The organism is Mesocricetibacter intestinalis (assembly GCF_004363295.1).
Lineage (GTDB): Bacteria > Pseudomonadota > Gammaproteobacteria > Enterobacterales > Pasteurellaceae > Mesocricetibacter > Mesocricetibacter intestinalis.
On sequence record NZ_SNYQ01000010.1, the window covers coordinates 41,200 to 59,562 of the forward strand.

At 48.2% G+C, this 18,363-nt stretch carries 15 protein-coding genes; 8 read left to right on the forward strand and 7 right to left on the reverse strand.

Features of this window, described 5'->3' with window-relative positions:
* Nucleotides 1–59: 59 nt before the first annotated feature.
* Nucleotides 60–953 carry a LysR family transcriptional regulator gene (locus tag EDC45_RS09580; protein WP_133545821.1) on the reverse strand — a complete coding sequence of 298 codons (894 nt, stop codon included), beginning with the start codon at nucleotides 951–953 and terminating at the stop codon, nucleotides 60–62.
* A gap of 355 nt (nucleotides 954–1,308) precedes the next feature.
* Between EDC45_RS09580 and atoD the strand changes: the two genes are divergently transcribed.
* The 4 genes from atoD to EDC45_RS09600 are packed head-to-tail and all read left to right on the forward strand — an operon-like array spanning nucleotide 1,309 to nucleotide 5,214.
* Nucleotides 1,309–1,968 (forward strand): acetate CoA-transferase subunit alpha, encoded by a 660-nt coding sequence (gene atoD, locus EDC45_RS09585; RefSeq protein WP_133545823.1) that lies wholly within the window; start codon nucleotides 1,309–1,311, stop codon nucleotides 1,966–1,968.
* Nucleotides 1,969–1,983: 15 nt separating this feature from the next.
* Complete coding sequence (locus tag EDC45_RS09590; protein ID WP_133545825.1) at nucleotides 1,984–2,637, forward strand: 3-oxoacid CoA-transferase subunit B; 654 nt, start codon at nucleotides 1,984–1,986, stop codon at nucleotides 2,635–2,637.
* 9 nt (nucleotides 2,638–2,646) lie between these two features.
* The gene (locus tag EDC45_RS09595) at nucleotides 2,647–3,990 is read left to right on the forward strand and encodes a TIGR00366 family protein (protein WP_133545827.1); all 1,344 of its coding nucleotides are present in this window, start codon (nucleotides 2,647–2,649) and stop codon (nucleotides 3,988–3,990) included.
* 42 nt (nucleotides 3,991–4,032) lie between these two features.
* On the forward strand, nucleotides 4,033–5,214 hold the full coding sequence (locus EDC45_RS09600) for an acetyl-CoA C-acetyltransferase (protein ID WP_133545829.1): 1,182 nt from the start codon (nucleotides 4,033–4,035) through the stop codon (nucleotides 5,212–5,214).
* Nucleotides 5,215–5,415: 201 nt separating this feature from the next.
* On the opposite strand, the gene asnC is transcribed toward EDC45_RS09600, so the two are convergent.
* A complete protein-coding gene (gene asnC / locus EDC45_RS09605; protein ID WP_133545831.1) occupies nucleotides 5,416–5,868 on the reverse strand; it encodes a transcriptional regulator AsnC in 453 nt (150 codons plus the stop codon).
* Nucleotides 5,869–6,040: 172 nt separating this feature from the next.
* On the opposite strand from asnC, the gene asnA reads away from it, so the two are divergent.
* Complete coding sequence (asnA, locus tag EDC45_RS09610) at nucleotides 6,041–7,033, forward strand: aspartate--ammonia ligase (RefSeq protein ID WP_133545833.1); 993 nt, start codon at nucleotides 6,041–6,043, stop codon at nucleotides 7,031–7,033.
* Between the two features lie 40 nt (nucleotides 7,034–7,073).
* Here asnA and dusA read toward each other — a convergent pair whose 3' ends face one another.
* Together dusA and EDC45_RS09620 are read right to left on the reverse strand one after the other, a co-directional pair.
* Nucleotides 7,074–8,057, reverse strand: a complete 984-nt coding sequence (gene dusA, locus EDC45_RS09615; RefSeq protein WP_133545835.1) for a tRNA dihydrouridine(20/20a) synthase DusA — start codon at nucleotides 8,055–8,057, stop codon at nucleotides 7,074–7,076.
* A gap of 19 nt (nucleotides 8,058–8,076) precedes the next feature.
* The gene (locus tag EDC45_RS09620; RefSeq protein WP_133545837.1) at nucleotides 8,077–9,450 is read right to left on the reverse strand and encodes a chloride channel protein; all 1,374 of its coding nucleotides are present in this window, start codon (nucleotides 9,448–9,450) and stop codon (nucleotides 8,077–8,079) included.
* A 193-nt stretch (nucleotides 9,451–9,643) separates the two neighbouring features.
* Between EDC45_RS09620 and ansB the strand changes: the two genes are divergently transcribed.
* Nucleotides 9,644–10,693, forward strand: a complete 1,050-nt coding sequence (gene ansB / locus EDC45_RS09625) for an L-asparaginase 2 (RefSeq protein ID WP_133545839.1) — start codon at nucleotides 9,644–9,646, stop codon at nucleotides 10,691–10,693.
* A gap of 353 nt (nucleotides 10,694–11,046) precedes the next feature.
* A complete protein-coding gene (locus EDC45_RS09630; protein ID WP_133545841.1) occupies nucleotides 11,047–11,508 on the forward strand; it encodes a DMT family transporter in 462 nt (153 codons plus the stop codon).
* 221 nt (nucleotides 11,509–11,729) lie between these two features.
* Here the strand turns inward: EDC45_RS09630 and polA are convergent, their stop codons facing one another.
* Complete coding sequence (gene polA, locus EDC45_RS09635; RefSeq protein ID WP_133545843.1) at nucleotides 11,730–14,522, reverse strand: DNA polymerase I; 2,793 nt, start codon at nucleotides 14,520–14,522, stop codon at nucleotides 11,730–11,732.
* Nucleotides 14,523–14,633: 111 nt separating this feature from the next.
* Nucleotides 14,634–16,097, reverse strand: coding sequence for an IMP dehydrogenase (gene guaB, locus EDC45_RS09640; protein ID WP_133545845.1), 1,464 nt, complete (start codon nucleotides 16,095–16,097; stop codon nucleotides 14,634–14,636).
* Between the two features lie 186 nt (nucleotides 16,098–16,283).
* Between guaB and birA the strand changes: the two genes are divergently transcribed.
* Nucleotides 16,284–17,219: a bifunctional biotin--[acetyl-CoA-carboxylase] ligase/biotin operon repressor BirA gene (birA, locus tag EDC45_RS09645; protein ID WP_133545847.1), complete on the forward strand. Its 936-nt coding sequence runs from the start codon at nucleotides 16,284–16,286 to the stop codon at nucleotides 17,217–17,219.
* Between the two features lie 101 nt (nucleotides 17,220–17,320).
* Here the strand turns inward: birA and EDC45_RS09650 are convergent, their stop codons facing one another.
* Complete coding sequence (locus EDC45_RS09650) at nucleotides 17,321–18,145, reverse strand: DUF5718 family protein (RefSeq protein ID WP_133545849.1); 825 nt, start codon at nucleotides 18,143–18,145, stop codon at nucleotides 17,321–17,323.
* Nucleotides 18,146–18,363: the final 218 nt, after the last annotated feature.

Consider the following 18,363-nt stretch of genomic DNA (forward strand, 5'->3'; position numbering starts at 1 on the left):
CGGGTAGTAAAACCTCGCGCTCTGTCGTTAGGAGCCTCTTAAGCAGAAAAAGTAACGGCTTATTTAAACGCCTTTAATAATGAATCAAGAATATAGTTTTCGATGTTCGTATAATTAGTCTTTTTTAAACGGCATAGCGTAACGCACCACAATACGGGTTGATCGATTTTTCTACAGACAAATTCCGCCGATTTAAACTGCTCCGCAATGGGCAGCGGCAGGATCGTGAGCAGGCTTTTATTGATTTTCACCGTATTCAACAGAAAATCCCATGAGCTGGATTTCAGAATAATATTAGGATGAATATTATGACGCTCGAAGGCCTCTATCAGCTGATGATAGATCATAAAGGTCGTATCGAAAATTGCGATTTTCTCATTATGCAAATCCCGCCAGTTTAGCCGTTCTTTTTGTGCCAGATGATGCTTCGGCGAAAGGAAAACCGCCAGTTCGGAGCGCTGAATGGCAAAGGAATCAATAATATTTTTGGCGATTCTTTCCGGATAGAGCAGTACCGCGATATCGACATTTTCCAATAATAAGTCCCGTTTCAGTAAGTAAGCGCCTTCTTCTTTTATTGTAAAGTTAATGGTGGGATTGGCCAGAATCAGTTTCGGCATAACCTCGGAAAAAACTACGGAAAGCACCAACGGCGGAATGCCTATAGTAATTTTTCCACTGATTTGCTTGTTGGCATTATGCAGATTGATATGCATTTCATTATATTTTTTGATGATTTCCTTGGCATCGCGATAATAATTTTCACCGATATAGGTCAAGCTGACGATCTTTCCCTGCGAACGTTTGAATAACTGCGCATTTTCACGGTTTTCAAAATCGTTGATCATCATGCTTAATGCCGGTTGGGAAATATAGAGATTCTTGGAGGTTTGGCTCAGATTAAAATTATTTTCCACAATGGCGATAAAATAACGTAAATGTTTAATATCCATAATTAACTCCTTGCACAGGCTCGTGCCTTATCCTTAAATCTTCTATAAATTAAATTTATATATGTGTAAAAAATAGGTATTTCTTCTTTTGGCGCAGAATTGCTATAGTGCATAGGCCGAGGAAGTCTCTGGTGGTTTAACATACTTGCCTCGAATAATCAATTGATTATGTGTTTTTGTACGGCTTCGCTTCAGGGAGGAAAATAAAATAGGAAAGGAATCGGAAAGTCTTTATTTTATTGCTCGCTATAAATTATTTTTATTTATCGGTTCGAACTAAGGAATAAAGGCGGAATCCGCAAAATAGAGATTTTCACTGTTCGTAAGTTTACACAAGGATATGCAGGGCATTGTTATGACAAGGACGAAAAGAATCGGAGCGGCGGATATTTCCGCACATTTATATGACGGAATGTCGATTATGGTCGGCGGTTTTATGGGCGTTGGAACCTCGGAGATACTGGTTAACGCGATTCTGGCGGCGGGCATTAAGGATATTACGCTGATCAGCAGCGATACGGCGGTGGTTGATCGGGGCGTTGGCCCGCTAATTGTACATAATCGGGTAAAAAAGGTGATTGCTTCTCATATAGGTACCAATCCCGAAACCGGCAAAAAGATGATTGCCGGAGAGATTGAAGTGGAGCTTGTTCCCCAAGGCACCTTCGCCGAACGCATCCGTGCCGGTGGTTCCGGTTTGGGCGGCGTACTCACGCCGACAGGCATAGGTACCGTAGTGGAAGAGGGAAAACGGAAAATTAGCCTGGAGGGAAGAGATTATCTGCTTGAATTGCCTTTAAAGGCGGATTTGGCGCTACTTAAAGCGGATCTTGGCGATGAAGCGGGCAATCTGATTTACCACGGTGCGGAGAGAAATTTCAATCCGCTGATGGCGTTGGCTGCGACAAAAGTGATTGCCGAAGTCGGCAATATCGTAGCTATCGGCGAGTTGGATCCGAATCAGGTAATGACGCCGGCGACATTGGTTGATTATATTGTTTGTGAAGTTCGCTAAATAGGGAGATTTGCTATGAATTCAAAGGAATTGATTGCGCGTCGCATCGCACGGGAACTTCAGGACGGCGATGTGGTGAACTTAGGTATCGGCTTACCCACCATGGTCGCCGCTTATTTGCCTGCCGGGGTTGATATTACGTTACAGTCCGAAAACGGATTTTTAGGACTGAGTGCGGCGGATCCGGAGCATCCGGATCCAAGTATCGTAAACGCCGGCGGGCAACCCTGTTCAATTAAAGCCGGCGGCGCTTTTTTTGACAGTTCTTTTTCTTTTGCGCTGATTCGCGGCGGGCATGTAGATGCCTGTGTGCTCGGCGGTTTGGAGGTGGATCAGGAGGCGAACCTAGCCAACTGGATGGTTCCGGGGAAAATGGTTCCCGGTATGGGGGGCGCGATGGATCTGGTTACCGGCGCGCGCAAGGTCATTATCGGTATGGAACATTGCGCCAAATCCGGTGCGTCCAAAATTCTAAAGCGCTGTACTCTGCCGCTGACGGCGAAAAATAAGGTGCATATGGTAGTAACGGAACTGGCGGTGTTTAAATTCAGTCGGGGACGGATGTATCTCACCGAAATCGCCGAAGGCTATTCGGTGGAAGATATTCGAGCCAAGACCGAAGCGGAATTCGAGCTTTCGCCGGATTTAAAAGTAATGTCCGTAAGCTGAGGAGTCGCGATGATTAGCCGTGTTTCACGTTTTATGACCGCCCTCGTCAGCAAATATATGCCCGATCCTCTGGTATTGGCGGTATTGCTCAGTATGTTAATCTTCTTTACCGCCTGGGGGACGACTGAGCACGGCCCGGTGGCGTTGATTAATATGTGGGGCGACGGGTTCTGGAATTTACTCTCTTTCAGTATGCAAATGGCTATGGTCGTGGTTACCGGTAATGCCCTGGCTTCCGCTCCGCAAATCCGCGGTTTTTTACATACCAGCGCAGCTATTGCCAAAACACCGGTTCAGGGGGTAATGCTAGTTACTTTTATGAGCAGTTTGGCCTGCGCCGTAAACTGGGGATTCGGCCTGGTAGTCGGCGCCATGTTCGCTAAGGAAGTCGCCCGACGGATTAAAGGAACCGATTATGCGCTGCTGATTGCCTGCGCCTATATCGGCTTTATGACCTGGGGCGGCGGTTTTTCCGGTTCCATGCCCTTGCAAGCGGCAACACCCGGTAATCCTGTTGCCCATTTAGTCCGTTCCGAAGCCTACCCGAATGGCATTATTCCCGCACTGGATACGCTGTTTTCAGGTTATAACCTGTTTATTATGCTGATGCTGTTCATCTCATTACCCTTTATCACCGGAATGATGACGCCGAAAGAAGGGGAAGTGCGTTCCGTTGATCCCGCCTTGCTTCAGCCAGATCCGGTGTTTACTAAAAAGCTGGGGGAACATTCCACACCGGCGGAGCGTCTGGAGGAAAGCCGGTTGCTGGCCTATATTATTGCCGGCGTCGGCTTTTTCTATCTGGGCCGGTATTTTTATCACAACGGATTTAAGCTTACCATTAACAGCGTGAATTTTATTTTCCTGCTCAGCGGTATTTTTCTGCATGCTTCGCCGGCGGCTTATGTACGGGCGATTACCAATGCGGCCCGGAGTACGGCGGGTATTCTGATTCAGTTTCCGTTTTATGCGGGGATGCAGCTGTTAATGGAACATTCCGGCCTGGGTGGAATGATTACCGAATTTTTTGTGAATATCTCCAATAAGGACACCTTTCCGCTGCTGACCTTTTTCAGCTCCGCATTGATTAATTTTGCCGTGCCTTCCGGCGGTGGGCACTGGGTGGTGCAGGGGCCCTTTGTTATTCCTGCTGCTCAGACGCTGGGGGCGGATCTGGGGAAAGCGACGATGGCGATTGCTTACGGCGATATGTGGGCAAATATGGCGCAGCCATTCTGGGCCTTACCGGCATTGGGTATTGCCGGGCTGGGGGTACGGGATATTATGGGCTATTGTATGACCGTACTGATTTTTACCACACCGATTTTCGTTATCGGGCTGTATTTTTTCTAGCCCCTTATAAAGGATTATCAGCACAAGAAAAGGAGATGGGAAATGGAAAATATTGTGATTGTCAGTGCCGCAAGAACGCCTATTGGCGCATTTGGCGGCGCACTTTCCGGCGTAAGTGCGGTGGAACTCGGCGCTACCGTTATTGAGGAAGTATTAAAAAGAGCGGATATGGACAGCGCACTGGTACATGAAGTGATTATGGGCAATGTGTTGCAGGCGGGCATCGGCCAGAATCCGGCGCGTCAGGCGGCGCTGCAAGCGGGAATCGCCCGGGAAATTCCTTCTTTTACCCTGAACAAGGTGTGCGGTTCAGGTATGAAAGCGGTTGTTTCCGCCGCTCAGGCAATTGGTTGCGGTGATGCGGAAATCGTGATTGCCGGCGGTATGGAAAATATGAGTCAGGCGCCTTATATTCTGGATGCCAAGGTACGTAGCGGCGTACGCATGGGGAACCTGAGCCTGCGCGATACTATGGTTGAAGACGGTTTAACCTGTGCGTTACATCGTTATCATATGGGGATTACTGCGGAAAATATTGCGGAAAAATATGATATCAGCCGTGAAGAGCAGGATAATTTCGCCTTACGTTCACAGATTCTGGCCAGTGATGCGGTGCAGTCGGGACGCTTTGAGCGGGAAATTGCGCCGGTACGGGTGAAGAGCCGAAAAGGCGAAATTATCGTTGCTACAGACGAATATCCGAAAGCTGACACTTCTTTGGAGGCTTTAGCCGCATTAAGGCCGGCCTTCAAAAAAGAGGGGAGCGTTACCGCAGGAAATGCTTCCGGCATCAATGACGGCGCCGCCGCTTTATTACTGATGAGCGAACGTAAAGCCAGTTCCATGGGATTGAGGCCTTTAGCCAGAATCCGGGCTTATGCCAGTGCCGGTACCGATCCGGCTTTGATGGGGCTGGGACCGGTACCTGCAACGCTGAAAGCGCTCAGAAAAGCGGGGCTGGCATTGGAGGACATGGATTTGGTGGAAGCGAATGAAGCTTTTGCCGCTCAGTTTATAGCCGTCGGCAGAGAATTGAATCTGAATATGGAAAAAACCAATATTAACGGCGGCGCTATTGCTTTGGGTCATCCGATCGGTGCCAGCGGCGCACGAATTCTGGTTAGCCTGCTGCATAATATGCTGGCGGAAGATTCGACTCTGGGGCTTGCCACCCTATGTATTGGTGGCGGTCAGGGCATCGCTATGATTATCGAACGTGTATAAAGCGTTTATAAAGCAGAGCAAACGGCTATGGCGGCAAATCCCGCCATAGCCGCGTCAATTTATTCCTTAGTTTGCGAAAGTGCGGTGGATTTTGGGAACGTTTTTTATGCGGGGAAATCGGCGGTTTTTAGCAATTCCACCCGCATAAAAAGCTTTTTTCCTGCAATGAAACTAATTCCGGCAGGATGAGAAAAGAACGGATCAGGGCTTAATATCGCGCAGAATCGGATTCTGCATAGAAATCAGGGTTTCCGTTGATTGAATTTCATCAATTCGCTGAATTTTCGTTGCCAGTACCGAATGCAGTTCGGCAATCGTATGGGTCATCACCTTAATAAAAATAGAGTAGTTACCTGTAGTGTAATAAGCTTCCACCACTTCATCAAAGGTTTCCAGTTGTTTAATCACTTTGTCGTAATCTTTTGCACTTTTCAGAATAATGCCGATAAAGCAGCACACATCATAACCCAGTTTGCGCTCGTCAATTTTTACTTTTGTGCCTTCGATAATGCCGGATTGGCGCATTTTTTCGACTCTGACATGAATGGTCCCGGGACTCACACCGAAAGCTTTCGCCATTTCAGCATAGGGGGTTCGAGCGTCTTTGGTTAATACGCGTAGGATCTGCTGATCTAAATTATCGATTGTCTGCATAATTTGGCGCCTTTTTATTTTTTATCTAAAAATAAATATAATATTTTGATTTTAATTTAAGTTGATAAGGGTTTTATTGTTAAATTATCTTTTTCCATTGTTGTATTATTGAATGCTATTTAATTTGGTGCTAAAACTGGTTATGTTTTCAATCGTCATTAAGGGAATAATAATGAAAAAATCTTTTATTTTACAGCAGCAAGAAATTAGCTTTAGCAAAAATACCTTTACTGAAAAATTGATCGAACATTTGGATTTAATTGAGGTTCAGGGACCTATCCTAAGCCAAGTAGGCAATGGTATGCAAGATAATCTTTCCGGTAAAGAGCAGGCGGTACAGGTCAATGTCAAACAAATTCCTTCCGCTCGCTTCGAAGTTGTTCATTCTCTCTCCAAATGGAAGCGACATACGCTCGCCCGCTTCGGGTTTGCCGAGGGAGAAGGATTGTTTGTGCATATGAAAGCGCTGCGGCCTGATGAAGACAGCTTGGATTGTACCCATTCCGTTTATGTGGATCAGTGGGACTGGGAAAAGGTTATTCCGGCCGGACGGCGTAATCTCGCCTACCTGAAAGAAACCGTGCGTTCCATTTATCGCGCCATGTTGGAAACGGAACGGGCGGTAAGCGAAAAATTCTCATTACCTCGTTTTTTGCCCGCGGAAATTACCTTTATCCATAGTGAGGATTTAGTCCGGCGGTATCCGGGAATGAATGATAAAGCGCGTGAAAATGCGATTTGTAAGGAATACGGTGCGGTATTTTTAATTGGTATCGGCGGCGTATTATCCGATGGTAAGCCTCATGATTTTCGCTCGCCGGATTACGACGACTGGACCACCGTTTCGGAAGGCGAATATAAAGGGTTGAACGGTGATATTTTAGTTTGGAACCCGGTTCTGGGCGCCGCATTTGAACTTTCTTCCATGGGAATTCGAGTAGATGAAAGCGCATTGCGTAAGCAGCTCGCTATTAGCGGTGATGAAGACCGGCTACAGCTTGAATGGCATCGTAACCTGTTGGAAGGGCGTTTTCCGCTGTCTATCGGCGGTGGTATCGGGCAGTCCCGTATGTTGATGCTGCTATTGCAGAAAAAACATATCGGTGAGGTTCAGTCCAGCGTTTGGCCGGAATCGGTGTTCCGACAGTTTGAGAATATCCTTTAACGGAAAATAAGCGCGCAGGGCGGCGCGCTTTTTCTCGGTCTCAGTCTTCAATATAAGCCAGCGCCTGTTCCAGCGTTTCGATACCGGCGCCGGGTTTATGGGCGTTTTCACTTAAATGACGGCGCCATTGTCTGGCCCCTTTGCAGTGCTGAAAGGCACCGAGCATATGGCGTACTATATGGTTTAGCTGCGCCCCTTGGGTAAGTTCCTTTTCGATATAGGGGAACATATTTTCCACCGCCCGACGGGGGGGGATAACCGGCGCGGCGGGATCAAACAGCGCCTGATCGATATGGCCTAATAAGGACGGATTTTGATAAGCCTCGCGCCCGACCATTACCCCGTCGACAAATTGCAGATGCCGTTTGATTTCCTCTAGGGTTTTGATACCGCCGTTAATACTGATGCGCAGGTGGGGAAAATCCCGTTTTAAAGTATAGACCCGTTCGTAATCCAAAGGCGGAATCTCTCGGTTTTCTTTCGGACTGAGGCCGGAAAGCCAGGCTTTGCGGGCATGAATAATAAATTCGTTACAGCCGGCTTGCTGCACCCGGCGGATAAAATCACATAGAAATTCATAACTGTCGAACTGATCGATACCGATACGGGTTTTAACTGTTACCGGAAGGGAAACAACGGCTTTTATTTCCGCCACGCATTTCGCCACCAAATCTGCTTCAGCCATAAGACAGGCGCCGAATCTCCCGTTCTGAACACGATCGGAAGGGCAGCCCACATTCAGATTGATTTCATCATAGCCGCGTTGTTGGGCTAATTCGGCGCATTGTGCCAGCTGGGCCGGATCACTACCGCCGAGTTGTAGCGCAAGCGGATGTTCCGCACTATTGAAAGCAAGATGATCATACTTGGCATGGATAACCGCCGGTGCGGTAACCATTTCCGTATACAACAAGGCATAGCGACTGAACTGACGGTGAAAATAGCGACAGTGGCGGGTCGTCCAGTCCAGCATCGGGGCAACGGAAAAACGCCCCGGGTAAAAGTGCGGTTGATTTTGAGTCATTTTTTTAGCTTAACTTATTCTATTGCCGATTTTCTTCCTGTACCCGCTGGCGGAAGCGTGCGGCGGCCAGATGGTAGAAAGGTTTCGGATTAAATTGCCGAGAAACAAAGGTGGCTACGATACAGCTTATCAGCGACCAGATCAAGAACGGCTGTGAACCCGTCATTTCCATAACAATGACCGCAGCGGTGAGCGGCGACTGCGTAGCTCCCGCCAGAAAAGCGGCCATACAGAGTAACACCAGCATACGCGGATCTACCCCTTCTGCCGCAAATACGGCCAACTGTGCGCCTATACCTGCCCCGACGGTGAGAGAGGGGGTAAATATTCCGCCCGCAATACCGGACCAGTAGCTGGCGACGGTAGCAAATAGTTTTGTAATACCAAGGGTATTGGGTTCCAACGCTTCTCCATTCAAGGCTTTAGCCACTTCGGCATAGCCGGTACCATAGGTTTGTCCGTGGCTATAAGTACCCAGTGCGGCCAGGATCAAACCTAGAATAAAGGCTGTATGGATCGGATGACGCCGTATTAGGGCGCGGATTTTTGGCGGGCTGATACCGGCGGCTCCCTTGGCCAGTAGGCGGGCGAAAATACCGCCGCAAACCCCGCATATTAAGCCGCATAAGATAACCCATAGGAACAGATGAGATCCCTCATAGGCTCCCTGATATTGGGGAAAGTAGGAATTATTCCCCTCCAGAGCGACCAGCAAAAAACCGGACGCCAGCACCCCGAGTAACACGCGTCGCTCCCAACGTAGCAATACGCCGCGTCCCAGCTCTTCGATAGCGAAAATCACCCCCGCCAGCGGCGCATTAAATGCTGCCGCCAGTCCTCCGCCGGCACCGGCCGCCATTAACTCGTTAGCGCTTAACTCGCGGAAAGCGAAATTATGGCGGCGGCAAAAATTCCCCCAGGCCAGCATAACTGCCGCACCAACCTGTACGGAAGGCCCTTCGCGCCCGACGGAAGCACCGAGTAACATGGCAAGAAAAGTGAGCGGAATTTTCCAGAGGGTTTGCCCGAACCTCAGTAACCGGTTCTTATTGGCACCCGGTGCTAAGGCGAGCGAAGCAATAACCTGAGGGATACCGCTGCCTGCCACATAGGGCGTATATTTGGCGGTAAACCAAGCCAGTATGGCTAATCCCGTCGGCAGTATGAACCATACGGCAACGGGATATTGCGCCGTCCAACGGGCATTCCAATACAATCCGAGATCCGCCAATTTAGCGAATCCGAGGGAAAACAGGGACACCAGTGCGGCGCCTATTAATAAACAGGATAAGGCAATGGTTTTTTGTGGAATTTGGTAGGTGTGGCGCAGTTTTTTGTGCATCAATTGCACCAGTCGTATTTTTAATGTGCGGATTGAGAAGGTTGAAAGCATGGTTGTATCCGTCCGGTGAAAATATTGCTAATTATAGCGCTAAATTTTTATCTCCGGCAGCAAGGGTTTTGTTGAGGATTTGTAATATTTGAGAGCCGGATCAAAGAATAATATTGCAACTTTACTATAATATAAGGCTGAAATACCCTGTTACGGGTATTTTATTACAACAATAAATTATTAAGGAGATCGTATGAAACTGAGTAAATTGGCCGCATTAACTTTATTAGGGCTGGGGGTTTCTACAGCAAATGCCGCACAGTTGCCGGATATTACCATTTTGGCTACGGGCGGAACCATTGCCGGCAGCGGAGCCAGTGCCGTAGGCTCCGAATATAAAGCGGGTCAATTAACCATACAGACTTTAATTGAAGCGGTACCGGAGATGAACGATTTGGCGAATATCAAAGGAGAGCAGGTTGTAAATATCGGCTCACAGGATATGAGTGATGAAGTCTGGCTGAAACTGGTAAAAACCATTAACGCACAATGTGATAAAACCGACGGTTTTGTGATTACGCACGGAACCGATACTATGGAGGAAACCGCTTATTTCCTGAATCTCACCGTAAAATGTGAAAAACCTGTGGTGCTGGTCGGCGCAATGCGCCCGGCAACTGAGAAAAGTGCCGACGGCCCGCTTAATTTATATAATGCGGTTGTAGTGGCTACCGATAAAAAATCCGCCGGACGCGGTGTGTTAGTGGCGATGAACAATGAGGTGCTGGGGGCTCGTGATGTAACAAAAACCAGTACCACCGCGGTACAAACTTTCGAATCGCCGAACTTCGGCACCCTAGGCTATATTCATAACAGCAAGGTAGATTACGAACGTTCGCCGGAAAGTAAACATACTTCGAATACGCCGTTTAATGTGGATAATTTAACCGAGCTGCCGAAAGTCGGTATTATATATGCCTATTCCAATATGCCGACCGAGCCGTTGAAAGCTTTATTAGACAATGGTTACAAAGGTATTATCAGCGCCGGTGTGGGGAACGGCAATATGAATGCGGCTAATCTTGAAATGCTGGAAAAAGCGGCAAAAGATGGGGTTGCTGTAGTTCGTTCTTCCCGCGTACCTACAGGTTATACGACCCGTAACGGCGAACTGGACGATAATAAACTGGGCTTTGCTGCTTCCGGTACCCTTAACCCTCAGAAAGCTCGAGTTCTGCTACAACTGGCTTTAACACAAACCCAGGATATTAAACAGATTCAGCAATATTTCGAAGATTTCTGATTTTTATATCCGATAAGAAAAAGTGCGGTGATTTTACCGCACTTTTTTTTGCTCGAAACCGATTAAAAATAATCCCGGTGATTGTTACAATAAGCGAGTTTTGCCGCAACCGGCACGGCGGAACATAGAAAGTCTGGTATGCGCGGATTTGATAATCTATTGCTATTAGCGCAAAGGTCTTGCCGAAGGATAGGGAAACCCCCTGTTCGACTCGACCGCTTGAATAACGGCGGAGGAAAGCCGTTTTGCATTGGAATGGAAGTAGGCCGCAGCAGGTCGGTTTAATTGCTCTTGGGTTTATTTTTTCGCTCCGCTTTAGCTAAAAAGCGGATTTTAATTGGTAGGGAAAAACTATGTTAATTTCTTTTATTGTTATTGCCCTCTGTGCCGGTTTTGCGCTGGCGACTCAGGCGGCGATAAACAGTCAGCTGGCCGCTTCGCTGGCGGGGCAACCGGCAGTTGCCGCCCTGGTTTCCTTTGCGACGGGTACATTGGCTTTATTGCTGATCTGCCTGTATAAGGCGGATTTATTGCAGGCTTGGCAGCATTTACCGAAACAGCCCTGGTGGAAGCTGATCGGCGGGCCGCTCGGCGCTTTGGTGGTGTTTACGACGATTTTTCTGGCGCCCAAGCTGGGTATTACCAATATGCTGTTTTTTATTATTATCGGACAACTTGTAGCGGCGGCGATTATCGATCACTTCGGCTTGTTGGGTATGCTACAGCGCCCTTTTCAGATTTGGCAATTGCTCGGGCTATTGGTTATTGGCTTGGGATTGGCATTGTTTTTCTTCGGCAAGAAGTTATTCGGTTAGCTGAAGATAGCGAATGGCAGCGGAGTAAAGGCGGAGAAGCGGGGAATAATGGATAAAAGCGCGCTGGAATTCAGGCAAGGTTTAGCGCGGGTGCATACCGGAATCAAAGTGCTCGGCACTGAAATCCCGGCATATGTGCTATTTAATTTGTATCCGCCCGGCAATTCCGCAGGCCTGTAAGAATAAAGCGGCTTAATGCCTCTTGAGTCAATCCGCTTAAATTAATGGGCCTGATCCCAGTTATCGCCGATTCCCACATCAACGATTAAAGGCACATGCAGTTGTGCGGCACCTTCCATCAGCGATTTGATCAGTTCCGCATAGCTTTCCACCTTGTCCTCGCGTACTTCAAAGACCAGTTCGTCATGTACCTGCATCAGCATACGAATATCCTCTTTCTCCCGAATGGCGGCGTCGATAGCAATCATGGCCCGTTTGATAATATCCGCTGCGCTACCCTGCATCGGCGCATTAATCGCCACCCGTTCCGCACCTTTACGGCGCATAGCGTTGGCAGATTGAATATCCGGCAAATAGAGGCGTCGACCGAATAATGTTTCCACATAACCCTGTTCCTTCGCTTTTTGCTGAATATCATGCATAAAATTTTGTACGCCCGGATAGCGGCGGAAATATAAATCCATATAGCGTTGCGCATCATTGCGGGCAATACCCAGTTGGCGCGCCAGACCGAAAGCGGACATACCGTAAATCAGACCGAAATTAATCGCTTTGGCGCTTCGTCTTTGTTCTGAGCCGACTTCGTCCAGCGCCAGGCCGAAGATTTCCGCCGCGGTGGCGCGGTGAATATCTTTCCCTTGTTTAAAGGCTTCGGTCAGTCCTCGGTCGGTGGACAAATGAGCCATAATCCGCAGTTCGATTTGCGAGTAGTCGGCGGCGATAATTTTATACCCGGGACGGGCGATAAAAGCCTGGCGGATACGGCGCCCTTCTTCATTTCGGATCGGAATATTCTGTAGATTCGGATCGCTGGAAGACAAACGCCCGGTAACGGTAACCGCTTGGTGATAAGAAGTATGCACCCGTCCGCTGTGCGGATTTATCATCAGCGGCAGTTTATCGGTATAGGTGGATTTCAGTTTGCTTAGCCCACGATGTTCCACCAGTAATTTGGGTAATTGATGTTCGTAGGCCAGTTCTTCCAGTACCTCTTCGTTGGTGGAAGGTGCGCCTTTCGGCGTTTTCTTCAGTACCGGCAGCCCCAGCTTAGTGAATAAAATTTCCTGTAATTGTTTGGTGGAGGCCAGATTAAAACTTTCCCCCGCCAGTTCATGGGCCTGTTGTTCCAGGGCGTTTAAACGCTGGCTTATTTCGCCGGACTGAGCGAAGAGGGCGTCGCTGTCAATTAATACGCCATGGCGTTCCATTCTGGATAATACCGCAAGTAGCGGCATTTCCATTTGGGTGAATAATTCGCTCAGTGCGGGAATGGCTGACAGTTTCGGCCATAATACCTGATGCAGTTTCATCGTAATATCCGCATCTTCCGCCGCATATTCGGCGGCGGTAGCTATTTCAATTTGATCAAAGGTCAGCTGATTTTTACCTTTGCCGGCAATCTGTTCGAAAGAAATGGTTTGATGGTTCAGATAGCGTTTGGCCAGTTCGTCCATATTATGCCGGCCGGTGCTGTCCAGCACGTAGGATTCCAACATGGTATCGTATTTTACGCCCTGAACCAGGATACCGTGGCGAGCGAAAATGGTGAGATCATATTTGAAATTTTGTCCGACTTTGGCGATTTGCGGGTTTTCCAGAATCGGCTTCAACAATTCAAGTGCGGTGCTGAAATCGATTTGCCGCGCCACCCCCATATAATGATGTCGCAGCGGTAAATAGGCCGCTTCTCCGTTCTCCAGGGCAAAGGAAATTCCCACCAGATTGGCAAGCATATAATCGAGATTATCGGTTTCCGTATCCAGCGCGATCAGCCGGTCGTTTTGCAGTTTTTCCACCCAGCGCCGCAGATCTTCTTCCTTCAGCAAGCATTCATATTTACTGCGATCGAAACGGACGTTGATTTCGCTCTCCGCTACATTGGGTACAGCAGCGGTTGCCTGATAAGGATTGATTTTTTCCGTTCGGCTGCGCGGTGCGGTAACGGAACTTTCTCCTTCGATCACTTCCTTCAGCCAGCGTTTAAATTCATAACGGCCGAAATATTCCAGCAGACGATCTTTATCGGCATTGCCGATGGTTAGCTGATCGACGCCGACTTCAAGCGCTACATCGGTTTTAATGGTGGCAAGGCGGTAAGATAAATCCGCATCCGCCTGTGCTTGTGCCAGTTTTTCCCCCAGCTTTTTAGCACCGCGTAGCGGTAGCTCCGCGACTTTATCCAGGTTGGCGTAAATTTGTTCCATACTGCCGATCCCTTGTAATAGTCCCAGTGCGGTTTTTTCGCCGACCCCGCTGACGCCGGGGATATTGTCCGAACTGTCGCCCATCAGCGCCAGGTAGTCGATGATCAGTTCCGGCGGAATACCGTATTTATCAATTACGCCTTGCCGATCCAACAGGCTGTTATTCATGGTATTGATCAACATAATGTCATCATTGACCAATTGTGCCATATCCTTATCACCGGTACTGATCAGCACTTTACGCCCCTGCGCCGAGGCCTGGCGGGCCAGGGTACCTATAACATCGTCCGCTTCCACCCCTTCGACGGAAAGCAACGGAATACCCAGGGCGCGAATAATTTCATGCAGCGGCAGAATTTGTTTGCGCAGATCATCGGGCATAGGTGGGCGGTGGGATTTGTATTGCTCGAACATTTCGTCGCGGAAGGTTTTGCCCTTGGCATCAAATACTACGGCAATATGGGTGGGCTGTACCTGGTTGATCAGACTTTTCAGCATATTCAATACGCCATACATCGCACCTGTAGGCTCGCCGAGCGCATTGCTTAGGGGCGGAAAGGCATGAAATGCACGGTATAAATAAGATGAGCCGTCTACCAGGACGAGGGGATTTTCTGCAATCTGAGCCATAGGAATTCTAATCTCGTTGTAATCAATTTGGGCCACATTATAGCCTAAAGCGGGGCAATAAAAAATGCGGTCAAAATGACCGCACTTTATCAGCTGAATATTATCCGAAGATTATCCCATACGATAATTCGGCGCTTCTTTGGTAATGGTTACGTCATGTACATGGCTCTCTTTGATGCCGGCGCCGCTGATTCGTACGAATTGCGCTTTGGTGCGCAACTCTTCAATGGTGGCGCAACCGGTCAGCCCCATACAGGAACGCAGACCGCCCATTTGCTGATGAATGATTTCTTTCAGAAAACCTTTATAGGCGATACGGCCTTCAATGCCTTCCGGCACCAATTTGTCCGCCGCATTATCGGACTGAAAATAACGGTCGGAAGAGCCTTTCGCCATTGCTCCTAAGGAACCCATACCACGATAGGATTTAAATGCGCGTCCCTGATAAAGTTCAATTTCGCCCGGGGCTTCTTCGGTACCGGCAAACATTGAACCCACCATAACACAGGAGGCACCTGCGGCAATCGCTTTGGAAATATCGCCGGAGTAGCGGATACCGCCGTCCGCAATTACCGGAATTCCGCGTTCTTTTAAAGCTTCCGCCGCTTCGGCAATAGCCGTGATCTGAGGAACACCGACACCGGTAACAATACGGGTGGTACAGATTGAACCCGGTCCGATACCGACTTTTACCGCACTGGCGCCGGCATCGGCCAAGGCAATTGCGCCTTCCGCCGTAGCTATGTTACCGGCGATAATCGGCAGATCGGGATATTTTCTGCGGGTGGCTCGCACACGCTCCAGTACCCCCTCGGAATGCCCGTGTGAGGAATCGATTAACAAAATATCCACACCCGCTTCTACCAAGGCGTCAATACGTTCTTCATTACCCGGGCCTGCGCCCACCGCCGCACCTACGCGTAAACGACCGAATTCATCCTTGCAGGCGTTCGGTTTTTGTTCGGCTTTCTGAAAATCTTTCAGGGTGATCATGCCTTTCAATTTAAAGCTGTTATCCACGACCAACACTTTTTCGATACGGTGCTGATGCATCAGTTCGAAAATCTGTTCGCGCGGCGTATCTTCTTTTACGGTTACCAGGCGCTCTTTCGGGGTCATTACATCGGCGACGGTTTTATCAAGATTTGGAACGAAGCGGGTATCTCGGCCGGTAACTATACCTACTAAATCGCCGTTTTCCGTGGTAACCGGATAGCCGGCGAATTTATTTTGTTTTACCATTTCGGCAACTTCGCGTAATGTGGTGGTCGGGCGTACGGTTACCGGATTGGAAACCACCCCGCTTTCAAATTTTTTCACCTTACGAACCCGATCCGCCTGGCGTTCGATAGACATATTTTTATGGATAAAGCCGATACCGCCTTCCTGTGCAAGCGCGATAGCCAGTTTGGTTTCGGTTACGGTATCCATAGCGGCGGATAACATGGGAATGTTTAAACGAATGGTTTTGGTTAATTGAGTAGATAAATCGGCGGTATTCGGTAGTACCGTAGAATGTGCGGGAACTAGAAGAACGTCGTCAAAAGTTAATGCTTCTTGTTTAATTCGTAACATTGCAATATTCTCTCTTTATATAAGTGGGGGGAAAAATATTGCGCTGGGATTATACAGGGTTCGCAATCGTTTGGGAATTATTTTTTTAGCCGATATTCCGGAAAATCGAACCCGGGATTAAAGGTTGTCGACCTGAAAAATTCGACGGGGTTACAATGGATAAAAACAGGTAGGGGAGCGACGTTGATGTCGGATTTATTAACAATTTTAGCGGAAGGCGGACGATTTGGTTGGGCGCAATTAAGCCGGCTCAGCGGTAAAAGGGTAGCGCAGCTACGACAAGAGATGGACGGTTTGCGGCAACAAGGGTTGTGCTTTGATGATAATGAATCCGGTCTGGAACTGATTATGCCGCTGGCTCCTCTTGACGGTGCGCTGTTGCGCCGGGCGCTTAGCCCTTATTCCGTAGAAATTAAAAGGGTAATCGACTCCACCAATCAATATATTATGGATAATGCGGAGCATCTGCACAAAGGGGCGCTTTGTCTGGCCGAATATCAGACGGCAGGACGCGGTCGTCGCGGTCGCCGTTGGTTGTCTCCTTTTGCCGGGCAGGCCATATTCAGCTTTTACTGGCACTTCAATGAGGCAAGAAAAGCATCGGGACTCACCCTGATTATCGGTATGGCGATAGCAGAAGTTTTACGGGAAATGGGAGCGCAAGGGGTTGCGCTGAAATGGCCGAATGACTTATTACTGGACGGGCGTAAACTGGGCGGGATTCTAGCGGAAGTCATGCATCTTCGAAATGGTTGCCTGAATCTGGTGGTAGGGGTAGGAATCAATTTATCCTTATTCGCTACCGATGAAATTGATCAGCCCTGGGCGGAACTGTGCGAGGTATTACCGAATCTGGATCGCAACCAGCTTATCATTCGTATAATCCAGCGTATTTACCATTATCTGGAAAGCTTCGAACAGACGGGTATCAATACTGAATTGCAGGAAAAATGGAAAAAACTCAATGCGTTTTACCGGCGGGAAGTGAGGGTGATTACCGAACAAAAGGTTATTTGGGGGGTTGACCGAGGGATTGACGAAGAAGGGCATTTATTGTTGCAGAACCGGAACAATGAATTGCTTCGCTTTAACGGCGGCGAAGTTTCCTTAAGAGGAAACTAATAACCGTCGGCTAATAATCACTGATAAGTGCGGTCAGAAAAACGTGCAGAAAAATGACCGCACTTTTGCTTAATATCAGTAATCAGCAGCTTATCGAAAGGCTAGACCAGATTCTGAATTAATACGGAAATATCCTCGGCGAACTGTAGCGTCTCGGCCATGGCGAAAACACTTGATTCATCGTATTTTTCACCGTTGTATACCGCCACAATACTGGTATCCCCGGGCTGTAGGTAATTTTGTTCACCGAAAGGCGTATAGCGGGTTGCCCCTATACTGATAACGGCTTTATCCGGATAATTTGCCTGAGCCAACAATTGGGCAATATCATTTATCGGCCCTTGATCACGCTGGTTATTCATGCGCTCCGCAATCCAATCAAGTAGCTTCTGATGGAAATAGCTATAGCCCAAAGCCGGACTGTCCACCCCATAGATATTGGTTTTCCCGTCGCGACGGTGAAAGCAGGCGATACGGTAACGGTCAATAACCGAACCCGCCTCAAAGCTCGGTAATGGGATCCAGTGCTTCGCAAGACCTTTACTCTCAAGCCCCCAGTTTTTCTTTTCACAGATCTTCCGAGCGTTCGGACGGCGGATAGAACAATCGTTATAAGCGGCGAAAAAGTGCGGTATGATCTTCACTACTTTTTTATTTTCATATTGCAAATCACAGATCAACGCAATTTCAGGCTCTATTTGCAGATTATCCGCTCCCCCCGCAGGAAAACGTAATATATCCGAAGACAAAGGATAAACGGATAAAAATCCCGCTTCCCTTGCCGGCACATAAAAAGGAAAAATCGCTTTTGGCTGAACTGGCTCGGCTGTGTTAACCTGCTTAAAATCCGCCGCTTCGCCCGCCTGTTCCAGATGGCCGGCGAAATTACCGGCAACTCCCAACCCAATCATATTCTCAAAAATCATTCTAATCACCGCCTCCAATTAGCAAAGATTACTCACTCTAATACGGAATCTGTATAGGAACAAGTCAAAACGGACGTTTTCTATTCGATCATCTATTTAATTTAAATAAATTTTTAAAAAGTGCTTGCAAAGGTCATCGAAAGCCCTATAATACGCCCCACACAACGACGCGCTGTTGTGAAACAACAAAACATCCGGTGCGTCGTTATTTTTTGCTC